The organism is Pseudoalteromonas sp. MMG007 (genome assembly GCF_018100985.1).
GTDB lineage: Bacteria > Pseudomonadota > Gammaproteobacteria > Enterobacterales > Alteromonadaceae > Pseudoalteromonas.
In genome coordinates this window covers 708,785-724,856 of the sequence record NZ_JAGJEI010000001.1, presented here as the reverse complement: position 1 = coordinate 724,856, position 16,072 = coordinate 708,785, and the positions used below count along the sequence as shown (strand labels likewise).

General features: G+C 37.8%; 19 protein-coding genes. 7 read left to right on the top strand and 12 right to left on the bottom strand.

The window, feature by feature from the left end:
* Positions 1-38 precede the first annotated feature (38 nt).
* From J8L71_RS03465 to ilvY, 6 genes are all read right to left on the bottom strand, one after another.
* On the bottom strand, positions 39-1,286 hold the full coding sequence (locus J8L71_RS03465; protein ID WP_210999274.1) for an ATP-binding protein: 1,248 nt from the start codon (positions 1,284-1,286) through the stop codon (positions 39-41).
* A gap of 25 nt (positions 1,287-1,311) precedes the next feature.
* The gene (locus J8L71_RS03460) at positions 1,312-2,004 is read right to left on the bottom strand and encodes a response regulator (RefSeq protein WP_210999273.1); all 693 of its coding nucleotides are present in this window, start codon (positions 2,002-2,004) and stop codon (positions 1,312-1,314) included.
* Positions 2,005-2,018: 14 nt separating this feature from the next.
* Complete coding sequence (locus tag J8L71_RS03455; protein ID WP_210999272.1) at positions 2,019-2,399, bottom strand: DUF3019 domain-containing protein; 381 nt, start codon at positions 2,397-2,399, stop codon at positions 2,019-2,021.
* A gap of 1 nt (position 2,400) precedes the next feature.
* Positions 2,401-3,210 carry a MipA/OmpV family protein gene (locus tag J8L71_RS03450; RefSeq protein WP_348771781.1) on the bottom strand — a complete coding sequence of 270 codons (810 nt, stop codon included), beginning with the start codon at positions 3,208-3,210 and terminating at the stop codon, positions 2,401-2,403.
* Between the two features lie 195 nt (positions 3,211-3,405).
* The gene (locus J8L71_RS03445) at positions 3,406-4,452 is read right to left on the bottom strand and encodes a GGDEF domain-containing protein (RefSeq protein ID WP_210999270.1); all 1,047 of its coding nucleotides are present in this window, start codon (positions 4,450-4,452) and stop codon (positions 3,406-3,408) included.
* Between the two features lie 115 nt (positions 4,453-4,567).
* Positions 4,568-5,473, bottom strand: a complete 906-nt coding sequence (gene ilvY / locus J8L71_RS03440; RefSeq protein ID WP_210999269.1) for an HTH-type transcriptional activator IlvY — start codon at positions 5,471-5,473, stop codon at positions 4,568-4,570.
* 136 nt (positions 5,474-5,609) lie between these two features.
* Here ilvY and ilvC point away from each other — a divergent pair, with 136 nt between their 5' ends.
* Both ilvC and J8L71_RS03430 read left to right on the top strand, forming a co-directional pair.
* Entirely contained in the window at positions 5,610-7,082 is a 1,473-nt protein-coding gene (ilvC, locus tag J8L71_RS03435) for a ketol-acid reductoisomerase (RefSeq protein ID WP_210999268.1), read from the top strand.
* A 188-nt stretch (positions 7,083-7,270) separates the two neighbouring features.
* Positions 7,271-9,190 (top strand): methyl-accepting chemotaxis protein, encoded by a 1,920-nt coding sequence (locus J8L71_RS03430; RefSeq protein WP_210999267.1) that lies wholly within the window; start codon positions 7,271-7,273, stop codon positions 9,188-9,190.
* A gap of 540 nt (positions 9,191-9,730) precedes the next feature.
* On the opposite strand, the gene J8L71_RS03425 is transcribed toward J8L71_RS03430, so the two are convergent.
* The gene (locus tag J8L71_RS03425) at positions 9,731-10,048 is read right to left on the bottom strand and encodes a GIY-YIG nuclease family protein (protein ID WP_210999266.1); all 318 of its coding nucleotides are present in this window, start codon (positions 10,046-10,048) and stop codon (positions 9,731-9,733) included.
* 107 nt (positions 10,049-10,155) lie between these two features.
* Between J8L71_RS03425 and bamE the strand changes: the two genes are divergently transcribed.
* Entirely contained in the window at positions 10,156-10,515 is a 360-nt protein-coding gene (gene bamE, locus J8L71_RS03420; RefSeq protein ID WP_210999265.1) for an outer membrane protein assembly factor BamE, read from the top strand.
* A gap of 64 nt (positions 10,516-10,579) precedes the next feature.
* Here bamE and J8L71_RS03415 read toward each other — a convergent pair whose 3' ends face one another.
* Positions 10,580-10,897: an RnfH family protein gene (locus tag J8L71_RS03415; RefSeq protein ID WP_058548458.1), complete on the bottom strand. Its 318-nt coding sequence runs from the start codon at positions 10,895-10,897 to the stop codon at positions 10,580-10,582.
* Positions 10,894-11,334 (bottom strand): type II toxin-antitoxin system RatA family toxin, encoded by a 441-nt coding sequence (locus tag J8L71_RS03410; RefSeq protein ID WP_210999264.1) that lies wholly within the window; start codon positions 11,332-11,334, stop codon positions 10,894-10,896. The genes J8L71_RS03415 and J8L71_RS03410 overlap by 4 nt, the downstream gene beginning before the upstream one ends.
* A 146-nt stretch (positions 11,335-11,480) precedes the next feature.
* Between J8L71_RS03410 and smpB the strand changes: the two genes are divergently transcribed.
* Positions 11,481-11,960, top strand: coding sequence for an SsrA-binding protein SmpB (gene smpB, locus J8L71_RS03405; RefSeq protein ID WP_058548460.1), 480 nt, complete (start codon positions 11,481-11,483; stop codon positions 11,958-11,960).
* Positions 11,961-12,178: 218 nt separating this feature from the next.
* Here smpB and J8L71_RS03400 read toward each other — a convergent pair whose 3' ends face one another.
* A complete protein-coding gene (locus J8L71_RS03400; protein WP_006793938.1) occupies positions 12,179-12,784 on the bottom strand; it encodes a peroxiredoxin C in 606 nt (201 codons plus the stop codon).
* Between the two features lie 236 nt (positions 12,785-13,020).
* Positions 13,021-13,734, bottom strand: coding sequence for a fatty acid metabolism transcriptional regulator FadR (gene fadR, locus J8L71_RS03395; protein ID WP_210999263.1), 714 nt, complete (start codon positions 13,732-13,734; stop codon positions 13,021-13,023).
* Between the two features lie 549 nt (positions 13,735-14,283).
* On the opposite strand from fadR, the gene dsbB reads away from it, so the two are divergent.
* Both dsbB and J8L71_RS03385 read left to right on the top strand, forming a co-directional pair.
* Complete coding sequence (gene dsbB, locus J8L71_RS03390; protein ID WP_210999262.1) at positions 14,284-14,802, top strand: disulfide bond formation protein DsbB; 519 nt, start codon at positions 14,284-14,286, stop codon at positions 14,800-14,802.
* A 1-nt stretch (position 14,803) separates the two neighbouring features.
* Complete coding sequence (locus J8L71_RS03385) at positions 14,804-15,106, top strand: DUF6170 family protein (protein WP_210999261.1); 303 nt, start codon at positions 14,804-14,806, stop codon at positions 15,104-15,106.
* Between the two features lie 18 nt (positions 15,107-15,124).
* Here the strand turns inward: J8L71_RS03385 and J8L71_RS03380 are convergent, their stop codons facing one another.
* Positions 15,125-15,421, bottom strand: coding sequence for a helix-hairpin-helix domain-containing protein (locus tag J8L71_RS03380; protein ID WP_210999260.1), 297 nt, complete (start codon positions 15,419-15,421; stop codon positions 15,125-15,127).
* A gap of 310 nt (positions 15,422-15,731) precedes the next feature.
* Between J8L71_RS03380 and J8L71_RS03375 the strand changes: the two genes are divergently transcribed.
* On the top strand, positions 15,732-16,046 hold the full coding sequence (locus J8L71_RS03375) for a YebG family protein (RefSeq protein ID WP_210999259.1): 315 nt from the start codon (positions 15,732-15,734) through the stop codon (positions 16,044-16,046).
* Positions 16,047-16,072: the final 26 nt, after the last annotated feature.

Genomic DNA, 16,072 nt, shown 5'->3' with positions numbered 1-16,072 from the left:
GTTTTTAACCACAAAAAATGCGCCTCTCGGCGCTTTTTTTATGCCTTGGATTTAAGCGGTAAACATACAATAAATTTAGCACCACCTAAGGCTGAACTTTCTACTTTACATTCACCTTGGTGCCAATGAATAATTTTAGCGACTATAGCAAGCCCTAAGCCAAAACCGCCAGTGTCCTTTGCTCTGCTCTTATCTAATCGGGTAAAGGGTTTGAATACGTTTTCTCGCTCACTGGGAGTGACCCCCTCTCCATCGTCTTCAACGATAAGTAAAATATGACTTTTTTCAGTTAAAAGAGAAATCTTAACCTGTGAATACGTATACTTTAACGCATTTCCTATTAAGTTTTGTAAAGCTCGCAACATAAAGTGGCTATCACAGTCGTAATAAAATTTATCAGGAAAGTCTGTAGAAAGATTTATCTGCGTTCCAAAGTTTAGCTTTTCAACAACTGTTTTTATCAAACCCACTAAATCACAATTTACTGACTTAATGCTTGGTTGCTGTGAGTCTAAACGTGCGTACTCAAGCATCTCAGAAACTAAAGCTTCAAGCTCGCTAATATCGGTTTGCATATTTGCCAGGTACTTCTCACCCTTTTCATCAAGTAGCTGCTCTTGCAGCATAACAACGGCAAACTTTAAACGCGCCAATGGCGTTCTAAATTCATGCGATACAGAAGAAGTAAGCTCTTGTTGCGCGCTAAGTAAAAACTCAATACGCTGCTGCATTACTTTTAGTGTATCGGTAATTGGCAAAAAAAATGATTTTGATGTGTCATTCAAATCAAAGTCTTGTAAGCCTTCAACTGCTTCACAGGCTTTACTTAGTTTTGTAAAGTCGCGCCAAAGTAAAAAACTCCAAAGTCCTACCGGTATTCCAACAATCACGAGCAATAATAAATAGGGCCAAACAGACGATGCTTCTGGTGTTAAAACACCTACAGGCCCAACTTGAAGCAATGTATTATTGCCAAGCTCTACATACCAGACTATGCGCTGCTGCTTATCGTACAAATATAGGTAATGATCTTGATTAAGTTGTGTTTGCTGCTTTTGAGGAAGTATTAAATCGCGTCTGGCAATAACTTTACTTTCAAAGTTATGCTTAAGCTGTTGAAGACCGTTGGGGGTTTGTGAAAGCAACCAAAGCGATTGCCCAAACTCATCATCTAATAGAACTTGCTGCTGCGACTCTTCATAGGGCCACAGCTGCTCAATAACACCACTTACAACAAATAATGAAACAATGATATATAAGTATAAGCTGGTAAACAGTTTTCCCATTAAAGCCGATTAACCTTAAATAGTGCTAGAGATCCCACGCATCAGAAACAAATAAATAGCCTTGTCCCCATACAGTTTTTATACGATAAGGCTTATCGCTATTATCGCCTAATTTTTTTCTAATTCGTGATACGCGCACATCAACTGTTCTATCAAGGCCATCGTATTGACGCCCTATCATATGTTGATGAACATGTTCTCGACTCAGTACTTCGCCTGCATTTGAAGCAAGTAGCCATAGTAGCTCAAACTCATGTGAGGTTAATACTATTTCAGAATCACTTAACTTTACAATACGGCTTGTTTTATCAATCACTAAATCGCCAAATTGAAGCTCTTCACTTGCCTTTACAACCGGTTGTCCACGACGAAGCAGTGCATTAACGCGAGCCAGAAGTACACGAGGCTCTGCTGGTTTTATTACATAATCATCTGCGCCAAGTTCTAAACCAAGTACTTGGTCAAAGTCTTCACCTTTAGCGGTCAGCATTAAAATGGGTAGAGTAAACTTATCTCTTACTTGGCGACAAACGCTAAAACCATCTTTACCTGGCAGCATTACGTCTAATATCATTAAATCAGGAGTGTTATTTTCTAAGTAGTCAAACACTTCGTCACCACGATCTAATACATCGACTTCTAGGCCATTATGTTCAAGGTAATCTTTTGTTAGCTGCTGTAAACCGAGATCATCTTCAACAAGTAAAATTTTTGGCATTTGTTGCTCCTAAATTAAAAAAAGCTCCACGGAGAGCGAAGCCTACGCCTATTTTTTTTAGCATGGGCGCTTTGTACTTCAATTTGTGTTGTTGCTATTAACACACCCGTATGAGGATTGATTAAGGAGTATATGGTCTCTACCTGAACACGCGCTTTATAATTAAATTGCCCAGAACGTTGCTGCTGCCAGCACTGCAGCTGCTCATCTTGTTGATACAAACACACATCACTAGAGGCATGTAACTGCCAGTTAAACTGTAAATCAAGATCGCAAAATTCTTGTTGCTCAGAAACAACACAAACTTTGGGGGAAACGCTAAGATCAGCGGTTTGTGCCATACTAAAACCACTAAACAAAGTGATAATAAACACAACTAATATTGAATACTTCATATTAAAAAGTACGGTCAAATCCTATAAAAGCAGTCATTGAATAAGTGTGTTCAAAAAGCGGACTGCCATCCATAGCCGAATAGTCATAATATGCTACATGAAAACGAAGAGAGTCAGCCTTACTCAGTGGCCAACGGGCGTCGATTTTAGCATAAGGTTGCCAACTACTACCAACGTCTATTTTACCAAATTGAGTTTCACCGTCTTTAAGTCCATAAAAGTAGTTATTTAGTTCAGAAGATTTGTAATTTATTCCAAGGGAGGGTTTAATTTTAAGCTGCCCAAACAGTGTATGGTACTGCCATTGCAGCGCACCACGGACACCGGAGTACACATCGGTTACATCATGTAGCGCTTGGACAGAAAATACATGTTCTTCATTTACATAATGATATGCCAGTCCAGCATCAAGAGCTAGCTTGCGTTTATGTAGGGTATTTATATTTACAGAGCGCGCTTCACTTTCCTGTTCTATCACCTGTTGAGTTTTAAACGCACTATTTTGTAGTGTAAAAATATTTTTGGGATGCCAGTCAATAAAAAAGCGAGACTCAGTATTTAATTCAGTTACTAAATTAAGATGATGTTTTGGGGTTTGTATAAATGAGTAACCAAGGCGACCGTTATCAAAAAACCATTGTTTTGCATAAAAAGCAACTTGAGGAATTACCACCAACGGAATGTTATCCCCACCGTGTAACGGGTTCGTTATTACACCTACCCCCGCACTTAAACTTAAATGCCACTGGTTGGTTAATATGCTTTGCTCTGTAAATTCATCAGCGTGATTACTATCTTGTGTAGCACACACTGAAAAGCAGCTAAACAGCAAGCTAAAGCACAAAGCTGTAATTAATAAAAAGAAGTACCGCATTAGCGTAAATCAAAATATAAAAGTAAGTAAGTTCCTCATACTAGCAAGGTCTTTTAAAACTAGCTCTAGTTGGTTACAATCATTCACAATTTATATACACAAATGTTAATTTTCAGGTTTAAAAAGATAAGATTAAATATCGGGGGCTATTTCAATACGGTTGCGTCCATGAGTTTTAGCTATATATAGCGCTCTATCTGCGCGCTCTACTAATACAGTGCTATTTGTAAACGGACGTAATATAGCTAATCCAAAACTGGCCGAAATGGCACGTTTAGTTGTAACATCATGCTTTTTACGAATCGTTAGTTTTGCAATCTCTAAACGAATACGATCTGCAAACGCTATAATATCGTTAATCGTGTCAAAGTACGCTGTAATACAAAACTCTTCCCCGCCATACCTATACACTTTGGCTGTATCAATTGAGTTTTCTCTTACCTTTTTAGCTACCAACTTGAGTACTTCGTCACCCTTTTGATGACCAAAGTCATCGTTAAAGCGCTTAAAGTGATCAATATCAAACATAATAAGTACAGCAAGCGAGCTTTCTTGTTCTTGTTCTGAATATTGACGACAAAAATGTATAATGTCGGTATCAAACTTACCTCTATTATAGAAACCGGTAAGTGTATCTTTATCAGCAGCTTCTTTTGAAATATTTAACGCTTCTTTTAAATCCTTAATTTCATTATATGCAACGGCTAGTTTCGTTTGAAACTCACGCGCATAATCTTGCATAGCAATAGACTCATCGGTTAGCCGCTCTACACACCCTAATATTTCATTATATGAGCTTACATCTGTAAGCATGTTTAATTCATTTTGAGAGTCGACGAGGCTGGTAGTAAAACTTTTAGAATGATCGAGCGTTATACTTATATCTTGCTGAACTTGCTCCATAGTTGTATGGAACTTTTCTGTCATTTCTTGAAAAAAAGCCAAATCGTCTTGCGTTAGATGCTTATCAAAAATCTCTTTAGCTTTATCTTGAGAACAGGTTTGTTGCTGCTCAATAACCTGCTCTAACTCAGCATTAAGAGAAGGGTTATTCCCTTGAATATAGCAGTACCAAATTGCGTAATTAATGGGAGTAACCGGCATACGGTACTTTACCATTAATGGAATAGCCTTTTTAAGGCATTGGGCAGAATGAGCAAGTGACACTGCTTGGTTCATAGATAAACTCTCATGCGGCATTGTTTTTTTTATTAGTGCTCAATGTTAAGTAATAGTAAACCGTTAAGCAACCACTATTCATACTATTTACTTAACTAGTTTTTTTCAGGGTATATTAAATAGCTTTTGCGTCTAAAGTTTGCGCTATATTCCATAACGCACTGATAGCTGGGTCGTTTAGTTCTTTTTTTAATACCGCTAAACCTATATCAAACCCCTCAGGCACTTGCATTTTAGGTGTCAAAATTTGCACTTTGTCTTGTAGCGGGCTGTTATCAAGCACTATTTTAGGAACCATTGCCACGCCAAAACCTAGGCTTACCATAGAAACCATAGCTTCGTGTCCTGCAACTTGTGCATATATTTTTCCGTGAATATTATTTTTACGCCACCACTGCTCTAACCTTTGTCTTGCAAAGCCTTGCTCTGGCACTATAAATTCAAGATCTGACCAATCCGTTATTTCATTATTTTGTATCAATTTTTCACTAAGCGGGCATTGAATTTTTGGGCCTATTAATACAAGTGGGGAGTAACCAATATCCACAAATGCAATTTGCGTAGGTAACTTACTTGGTTTAGCAGCAATTGCCATTAATTCATGTCCATCAAGCACCCTATTAATAGCTAACGCTGGGTCGCCCGTGTTTAAGGTTATTTCTATATATTGGTGTTGCGCTCGCAGTTGTTCCAATATTTGGTGTAAAAAACTATACGAAGCAGTCACTGAGCAAAATATACTTACTTTGCCATAAATGTGTTGAGTTGGGTCCTGTGCGTTAGCCTTAAAACGTTGCCAACTTGCAAGCGTTGCTGTTGCGTAATCAATAAACGACTCCCCTTCGCGCGTTAACTTTACACTTCTGTTATCTCGTAAAAATAATGCAACCCCCACTTCTTCCTCTAACTGCTTTATATTACGACTTAATGTAGGTGCACTTATATGACAAAGCTCGCTTGCGCGGGCAAAGTGTAATGTTTTAGCCAGGGCTAAAAAATAGTTTAAGTGTTTATGGTCCATATCATGCTCTATGTTTCATATTATGAAATACTTTAATTCAAATATATCATTTTACGCAAGTAACGTTTTTGCATAAGGTGTTTGTAAGCGCAGCAAATGCCGCGCATCTAACAAACAAATTTATAGGACACTAACAATGGCGAATTATTTCAATACCTTACCTTTACGCGAGCAATTAGCGCAATTGGCACAATGTGAATTTATGGACGCTGGCGAATTTACCGATGGCGTTGACGCACTAAAAAGTAAAAAGTTAGTTATTGTAGGTTGTGGGGCACAAGGTTTAAACCAAGGCCTTAACTTACGTGACTCTGGTTTAGACGTTTCTTATACATTACGTGCATCTGCTATTTCTGAGCGTCGTCAATCGTTTTTAAATGCATCTGAAAATGGCTTTACAGTAGGCACATACGAAGAATTAATCCCAACAGCTGATGTAGTATTAAACCTAACGCCAGATAAGCAACACACGGCAGTAGTAAGTGCAATTATGCCGCTTATGAAAAAAGACTCTACTCTTGCATATTCTCACGGCTTTAATATTGTTGAAGAAGGTATGCAAGTACGCGAAGACATTACGGTAATCATGGTTGCGCCAAAATGTCCTGGTTCTGAAGTACGTGAAGAATACAAACGCGGCTTTGGTGTTCCAACACTTATAGCTGTTCACCCAGAAAACGACCCGCAAGGTCATGGTTTAGCGCAAGCTAAAGCATACGCAGCAGGTACTGGTGGTCACCGTGCAGGCGTTTTAAAATCTTCATTTATTGCTGAAGTAAAATCAGACTTAATGGGTGAGCAAACTATCCTTTGTGGCATGCTACAAACAGGCTCTATTTTATGTTTTGATAAAATGATTGAAAAGGGAATTGATGCAGGTTACGCATCTAAACTAATTCAATACGGCTGGGAAGTAATCACCGAAGCCCTTAAATACGGTGGTGTTACTAACATGCTTGACCGTTTATCAAACCCAGCAAAAGTAAAAGCGTTTGAGTTAAGTGAAGAGCTTAAAGTTATTATGCGTCCGCTTTACAACAAGCACCAAGATGACATCATCGACGGTACATTCTCACGTGTAATGATGGAAGACTGGAACAACGACGACGCAAACCTACTAAAATGGCGTGCAGAGACAGCTGAAACTAACTTTGAAAAAACACCTGCTGGTGATGTAGAAATCTCAGAGCAAGAGTTTTTTGATAACGGTATTTTAATGGTGGCTATGGTTAAAGCCGGTGTTGAACTCGCTTTTGAAACAATGACCGCAGCGGGCATCATTGAAGAATCAGCTTACTACGAGTCATTACACGAAACACCATTAATTGCTAATACAATTGCCCGTAAAAAGCTTTTCGAAATGAACCGTACTATTTCAGACACTGCTGAATATGGTTGTTACTTATATAACCATGCATGTTTGCCACTATTAGCTGATTTTATGAAAAACATTGATACTGATGTTATAGGTAAAGGCCTTGGCGAGCAAAGCAACCAAGTTGATAACCAAACATTAATTCAGATTAATGCAGCCCTACGTGAACACCCTGTAGAAAAAGTAGGTGCCAAGCTGCGTGGTTACATGTCAGCAATGAAAAAAATTGTATAACCCTAAACACTAAAGTTTCGCTTGTTAGAAACCAAGCCCATATGTTTTGCGTATGGGCTTTTTTGATACCTATTAATAAAAACGTAATCAATTCAACCTAAGTACCCATTATGCTAAAGCCAATAGTTAGCTCAAAATAAATAATGTGCTAACATAGCCCCCTACTCAGCTGTAAAATAATTAACATCATGATGACAAACAACCTTTCAATTACTCAAAAAATAACGGCCCTTGGGAGCGGTATTGCTATATGCGTAGCTGCACTTATTGGCTTAACTTCGTTATACAGCTCTGAAGATATTATTGAGCAACGTATGATCACATCAGAATTGCCAAGCAAGCTGCAAACAATTAGTAACCACATTGGTGGTGAGATAAACGAACTAGTAGGCGCTGCACAGCAACTATCATCAAATGAGTTTATATTACAGTGGGCGGAGTCTAATAACCAAGACGATACATTACTGTTAAAAGAATTAAACCGAGTGGCCTCGCAGTTTGACCTAGCTACGGCATCTTGGGCAAATAGAAATACAGCGCAATATTGGAACCAAGATGGTTTTTTACGTGTGCTACAAAACGATAGTGCTGATGGTTGGTTTTTTGGATTTACACAATCTAAACAATCCTACTCTATTAGTATTTACCAGGAGTCTGCTAATGACGTAAAAATGTTTGTAAATCATCAGCAGGTAAATGGCACAGGGTTAGCGGGCCTTGCTAAAAGCATCACAGATATGCAAAAGCTTTTACAACAGTTTAAAATTGAAAAAACAGGCTTTGTATTTATTGCAGATAAAAGCGGCCTAATTCAACTACATAAAGACGCCAGTAAAGTGGCTAAAGCGAATATTAATGATTTATATGGTGCAAATATTCACAACCAATTACTTAACAAAAACGGCTTTGCATTAGAAGAAATAAACTTAAATGGTGAGCCAACGCTAATCGCCGCTACACCTATTAAAAATACCGATTTATACGTTGTTGCTCAAGTACCAAAAAGTGAAGTATTTGCAAGTGTTAGTAAACTACAGTGGCAAATATTTACCTTCACATTAATAATTGCAATCATTGCAAGCTTAGTTAGTTACTTACTTGCGCGCTCACTTTCATCTCCGCTTTCTGAAATGGCGGAGCTATTTTCAAGGTTGGGATCGGGCGATGCTAATTTAGCGTACCGCCTACCTGAATCGAGCCAACCTGAGCTTAATAATTTAAGTAATGGCTTTAATCAGTTTATCAATAAAATAGAAACGGCGATTACTCAAGTTGCAAACGAAAGCCACGATATTCGTCAAAGCTCTGACCATGTGTTTGAGCAAGCAAAGCGAAACTCACAAGCAATAGATAGTCAAAAAGAGCAAACAATTTCTGTTGCAGCTGCAATTAACGAAATGGGTGCGACTGTTCAAGAAATAGCGCAAAGCGCAGCAAACACAGCAAAATTAACTGATAACAGTCGCGAAAATACCGTTCAGAGTCATAAACAAGTATTACAAAGCCAGGCGACTATTTCAGCCCTTGCAAGTGATATTGATGGCATAACAGAGCAGGTTACACTGCTTTCTAAAAAAACAGTGGATATAGCAAGTATTGTCGATTCAATCAGAGGTATTTCAGAGCAAACTAATCTACTTGCTTTAAATGCTGCCATTGAGTCTGCTCGTGCAGGCGAACACGGCCGAGGTTTTGCTGTAGTTGCAGATGAAGTTCGTGCCTTGGCTAATCGCACATCGCAATCAACGACTGAAATTCAATCTATGATTGAAGAGCTGACTAAAATCTCTGATGATGTGGTTAATGATATTAGCCAATCAAAAAATAAAGCCCAGCAAAGTGTGGGGGCAATGCAAAGTTCGGTGGAGCTTCTTGACGCAATTAGCGAAACGGCTAATCAAATAAATGATATGGCGACGCTCATAGCAACGGCTACTGAGCAACAAAGCAATGTAGTTGCTGATGTAGGGCGTAACATTGAACAAATCAGTGAAATTAGCGATAAAGCAATGAGCGAGCAAATTAATACTGAACAAGCTATTCGCGACTTAGCAAACAGTGCACAAACACTTGATGCATTAGTTGCTACTTTTGAAAAACACCGTTAAGAAAATAAAAGCGATTGAATAACACCTTTGAGCATCACTATAAACATTTAGTGTTGTTTAAAGGTGTTTTATAACCCCCATCAACTCACTATTTATGATACCCACCACATACTCGTTTTAAGTTATGTGTACAGCTAGTCAATATAGCTACTTAAGAATTACTTTTAAATGCACTTTAAAGTCTATTGGGGCGCAAGGTGCACATTTAAAATGCTGATATGTCGCTTTAAACTCGATGCGCTATTAGTTGATGTATTAATTAACTAGGGCGTGTTGATCTTTACGGATTGAAATTTGTTCAATCTAGGGGCGATTAAATCGCGGCGCGAGGTTTGTAACCTAGTGGGCTAAGTAAAAACCGAGTAACAAAGAGTTTATCGCCCCTAGGCAGAACCCGAAGGGCAGCGCATGTTTGGCATTTATGCTGCGTTATCGCCTATTTATGGGGAGTAACCACACTTCATAGGCTCTGCCTTGCCTAAAAACCAAACATACTGCTGCAAATTCAACCATCAAAGATCAACACGCCCTAATCCTAGCTTAATCTTTGCAGGTGTAAGCTAATACATACGCTTCTTTTTTTGCTCTAGTCAGTTTTTTTAGCTTATATTCCAGCTTGCTCGCTTCGCTTTTATTACCTACTTCTTGTTTGTGTATAAGTAAAAGCGGGCCCTTACCTTTTAAGTTTTTAGCCCCCTTACCTGCTTGGTGAGTTGCAAAACGTTTTTCAACGTTCGTTGTGATCCCTGTGTACCAATGTCCAAATCGTGTTTCAACTATGTATAAAAACCACATAGGCTCATTTTTTAATGCGTTTGTATCAATACGCTGTAAACTTTTTTCGTTATTTATGGTCAAAAAATTACCTTAACACCCTTAACAAAAAACAATTGCTTAAAAGGGTTTTACCTTCAGTGACTAATCGGTATCATGCAGATTATAAAAAATAAGGATCACAACTAACAATGCAGTCGTTAAAAACTTTTTCTCTTTGGCTTATCGTCGCTTTAACATTTAGCTCATTAGCGGGCTGTTCTAGCTGGGTATACAGAATAAATATCCCTCAGGGTAACTTTTTAGAACAATCAGATGTAGATAAGCTTCGTGTAAACATGACTCGAGAGCAAGTTATTTATGTATTAGGGCGCCCAATTGCTGAAGATGCATTTGATAAGAGTACATGGCGCTACCTTTACAGCTTCAATAAAGGCCGTAAAAACGAACAACAGAAAGAGTTAGTGATCAAATTTGAAAATGAACAACTCGTTGCTGTTTCAGGTGACTATGACCAACCAGAAAACTTTAATACGCCACTTGAGCAGTAATAATATTAGTAATTAAAAAAGGTGAGCAAAGCTCACCTTTTTTGTAACTGGTATTATTATTCGTTTATAACGGGCGTCCACCAGTGATTTTGTTTGCTCGGCCTTCTTCTTTTGCTTTTTCTGCACGCTTTCTACGTGCATCTTTAGGGTCAGCAATTAAGGGACGATAGATTTCAATTCTGTCCCCCTCTTTTAGCTCGTAGTTAGCTTTGACTGTTCGATTCCACACACCTAACGTTAATGCTGTTGGGTCTATTTCAGGGCACTTTTCAATAATACCTGACTGAATAACCCCCTGCTCAGCAGTAGTACCTTGTGGCACTTCTATAGATAAGCTTGTTGCTGTTGTAGGCAATGCAAATACAACTTCTATATTAATCATAATCGCGATCCGTAAACCTGCTTAGCTCGTTGGGTAAAGGCACTCACCATATTTTTAGCAACATCATTAAATATTTTGCCAAATGCAAGTTCAACTAATTTACTTGAAAATTCAAACTCAAGCTCTAAGTTAACTTTACATGCTGTTTTATCTAATGCTTGAAAATACCAACGCCCTTGAAGCATTTTAAATGGGCCATCAACTAAACGAAGAGCAACCGTTTGCTCATCAATAAATGTATTTTCGGTAGTAAACCACTTTTTTATACCCGCCTTAGATATTTCTAAGCTCGCGGTCATGTTATTATCATGCTGTGAAACAATTTTTGAGTCTGAACAATTAGGTAAAAACTCTGGATAAGCTTCTACATCATTAACTAGATCAAACATCTCTTTGGTGCTGTACATAACCAGCGCACTTTTTTCTATTTGTGGCATACTCACTCCCAACTGTGTGGGCGAATTTTAGCAAGCTTTGCGCGTTTCCCCAAATTTTCATGGCGCTTAAATTAACCTGATTATTTTAAATGCAGAATTAAAAAATCGATGTAAAACATCTCTTAATACGTATATTATAGGGCACTATGGCTAAGAACAAATCATCAAAATCGAATAGTAATACCATCGCGCTAAACAAAAAAGCGCGCCATGAGTATTTTTTACACGACAAGTTTGAAGCAGGTGTTGAACTACAAGGCTGGGAAGTAAAAAGTATCCGAGCAGGTAAGGTAAACATCTCAGAAACTTACATTCACCTTAAAAATGGCGAAGCGTTTTTATTAGGCAGTCAAATTCAGCCTTTAAACAGCGCATCAACCCATGTTATTTGCGATCCTATGCGATACCGCAAACTTCTATTAAGTCGAAGAGAGCTTGATAGATTAGTCGGCGCAACCGAACGTGACGGCTACTCGTTGGTAGCCACAGCCATGTATTGGAAAAAATGTTGGGTGAAACTAGAGTTTCATTTAGCTAAAGGTAAAAAAATGCATGACAAACGTGAAGATGGTAAAAATAAAGACTGGTCTCGCGAAAAAGAACGTTTAATGAAGCACAAAGTATAAGCACAGCGCCTAACTAAGTTAGGCGTTTTTTTATATCAAAAGTTAATTAAGTGCACTTTAAATAATAACTCTAAGTAATCTATATAAACCCATATCGTTGCCGAGTACAGGCAAATCAAAATTCTTCATAAATATTTTTTACCTGAAATAAACTTTTATCCCTGATATAAACAAAAAACCGCCATTTGGCGGTTTTTTATTAAAAGCAAAGGGCTAAATTATAGCTCGCCTTCGTTTTCAGATAGGAATTTAGCAACACCTTCAGGGCTTGCGTCCATACCTTTTTTACCTTCAGTCCAACCAGCTGGGCAAACTTCGCCGTTTTCGCTGTGAAATGCTAAAGCGTCAACCATACGGATCATTTCGTCGATGTTACGGCCAAGTGGTAAATCGTTCACTACTTGGTGACGTACGTTACCTTCTTCATCGATTAAGAAAGAACCACGAAATGCAACACCCGCTTCTGGGTGCTCAACGTCGTATGCTTTACAGATTTCGTGTTTAACGTCTGCAACTAGTGCGTATTGAACTTTACCAATACCACCGTCAGCTACAGGCGTGTTACGCCATGCGTTATGTGAGAATTGTGAATCGATAGAAACACCAATTACTTCTACGCCACGCTTTTTAAATTCTTCAAAACGCTTATCAAATGCGATAAGTTCAGAAGGACATACAAACGTGAAATCTAGTGGGTAAAAGAAGATTACTGCTTTTTTACCTTTAATTGTTTCGTGAAGGTTGTAGCTATCTACAATTTCACCGTTACCTAGAACAGCTGCAGCGGTAAAGTCTGGTGCCTGGCGGCCTACTAATACACCCATTTTATTCTCCAAATATTTTGAGTTTGTTTTAGATTGCTAACGCAATACTGATAGTTATATGGGCGCTAAAAATTAAAAACCAATAGCGCAAACATATAATTATTTCGCATTCTAGAGTTATTCGATATAAAAGAACAATTGTATTTAACGATGCGAACAATCGAAAATACCGAACACAGTTAAATACCATTTTTCGGATACAAAAAAACCTGCAAAAGCAGGTTTTTAATATTAATTTAATCCATTATATCGGAAGGCATATCATCGCGAATTTTTTGCCAAATTTCGCCAGTTTGATGACCAAACTTACGCATCATTGAAATAGCTCCGTCATGCTCTCTATTTTGAGCAAGAACAGTTAAATCTTTGTAGAATTGACGCGCTAACTCACGAGTGCCCGCATCTGAAAAGTAATGGCAACCAATCTTAAAGTAAAAACCTCTAAAGCCATTTAATATAAGTACATAAATACGGTTGTTACCGGCCACTGCAAGCTCATGATGTACTTTATAATCATAATCTGCGAATGCTTGAGCTGTATCTTCTAATTCGTCGCATTCTGATAAAATTTCAATTACACGCTCTGGGTTTAACTTAATAGCGGCACGCGTATAAATAGCACTTATATTAGTACGGGCGGATAAAAGCTGATCGGTAAGCTCTGGCATTTTATCTTCATCTAGGCGCGCTAGTGTTTCAAGTATATTTAAGCCAGACGTTTCCCAAAAATTATTCACTTTGGTAGGCTTACCATGCTGAATGGTTAACCAGCCATCACGGGCTAAACGCTGTAATACTTCACGTAAAGTTGTTCTTGTAACGCCAATTAACTCTGAAAGTTCTCGCTCTGCTGGTAGAATTGAACCTGGAGGGAAATCGCCATTCCAAATAGACTCAACTATATATTCTTCAGCAAAACCTGCTGGGCTTTTCGCTTTAAAAATTCTCATTCAATTCCCACTCGAATTAATCAACACTTATCGTTTTTCACGAATAACTGACAGATTGTACCAGACGAAACACAACTAACAAGTAAAGTAAGTTATATTAGCCAAGCAAATGAGTAGAAATTTCAAATTAGCAAATATTCAAATTTAACTTTGCATAAAATAGTCATCTTTTGTATTTTTAGCTTACTCCGTTCATTGTAGGTACATAGTCACTATCAATGCATTTGTTACGCTTAATACCTTATATTAATTAGTTGCCAGTAATTAAAATATATTAAAAATTAAAAGATACACCTTAGTAACAACACGTTTTACTTGAATATTTAGACAACATTAAAACACCTCAAAAGCAAACGTAAAAGTAGAGCGATATAATCAAATGTTTACTAGCACAATGTATTGAGCAACAATTAGCTAAGGCAAAAGTTGTTACAAGCAACCATTTAGCTCATCCTAAAAAAAGTGATTCGGTAGCTTTTTTCCCCTTTTTGTTGCCGCTTACTTTATCCTAGTACATAATCTAACGTCTTATTTAAATGCGGAATTTTTATGAACTGGCTCGCACATCTTCCTACCCAACGTTCACCATGGCTTTTATTTACTGGTATTATATTTTTACTAGAAGTCACTGCACTGTTTTTTCAATACCAGATGGGCTTAGCACCATGCATTATGTGTATTTATCAACGTACTGCTGTATTAGGTTTATTAGGCGCGGGTATTATTGGCTCAACTAAACCTCAAAGCAAACTTGTAAGAGCCTTTGCATATTTAGTGTGGGGTGTATCGAGTGTGTGGGGCTACCTAATAGCTCGTGAGCATATTGACATGCAAACCACTACAGATCCTTTTGCATTTAGCTGCGAATTTGAGCCTAACTTTCCTCCTTTTATGCCACTTCATGAATGGATCCCAAGTTTTTTTCAGGCAACGGGTGATTGTGGCAACATAGATTGGCAGTTTATGAGCTTAAGCATGCCAGCTTGGATGGAAATAATATTTGCACTATTTACAGTTACGCTGTTTGTTTTAGTAACTTGCCGCCTAATAATTAAAAAGTCGATTTAATATGTTTACCTTTTTTTCAAGCCAAATAAATGAGTTAAAGCAGTTAAAAATACGTCAACGTCAGCAGGTAATTGCCTTATCTTTGAGTATGCTTTCACCTACCGATAAAGTATTACTTCGAATTATAAAGCTCGTATTACTTAGCCCATTATTTTTAATATTTACCGTGTTTAAAGGTTGGATTTTAATTCCGTTTTTAATCCTTGGCGGGCTTTGCTACCCATTGCTCACTACACCTATTGAAATTAACTTTGCAAAAAAACATTTAGCAAAAGCCTTAGAAGAATATAACCAGAGCAGTTAACGCTCTGGTTATAGCTAATTAAAGCGATATTTTACCCTCTAGTTTTTCTAATAGTTTTTCACCAATACCCTTAACATTTGATAAATCATCTAGATTTTCAAAATCACCATTTTCTTGACGATAATCAACTATGGCTTGGGCTTTTTTCTTACCTATACCCGGCAACTGAGCAAGCATTGCAGCATCTGCATTATTTATACTCACGGTTTCAAGCTGCGGTGTTTGCTTAGTTATTTCTGGTAACTGTGCGATTGCAGCTGTTATGGGCATTAAAGATAATAAAGCTACAACCAGTAAGCTTTTTAAGATTTTCATTTCTTTGTCCTTCTTATTTTCTTCTAAGTTTTATATTGCTCAGGAAAATCAATAAATAAAGAACAAAAAAGCTCGTCACTTAAAGAGTACCTAAACGCATTATCACCATGATCCGAAATCCTGAAAATGCAGCTGGTACAACAAAGTGACAGCTTAACTAAAGTAAAGTTACCGTTTTTTGTCAAATCTAAGGCAGTGGAAATCAATACTCTTAGCTTGCAAAATCCTTCGCAAACCATTACTGTACATAAAAACAGTAATATAATGGTTTTTATAAACCACAGTACCACGCAAGCTTGCAGGAGAAATCATGGCTGTTGTTGTTAAATATGTTGTAGAACGAAACGGAGTTGAGCGCATGACGTTTACTACCAAAAAAGAAGCTGATGCCTATGACAAAATGCTTGATATAGCAGAGTCACTTGAACTGATGTTAGAAAAGGTAGACGTGCCGTTAAGCGAGCAACAAGTCGAATCATTAGCGCTTGAAATTGCAAAAAGTAAAGATGACTTTATGGCTGTGCTCAAAGGTAGCAAAGAGCCTGCAGCAGCTAAATCACCTACAAAAAGTAAAAAAGCTGATAACGTAGCGCCAATTAAAGGCGATGAGCAACAAGCAAGCTAATCGTATCAAAAAATATAAAAAAGGGA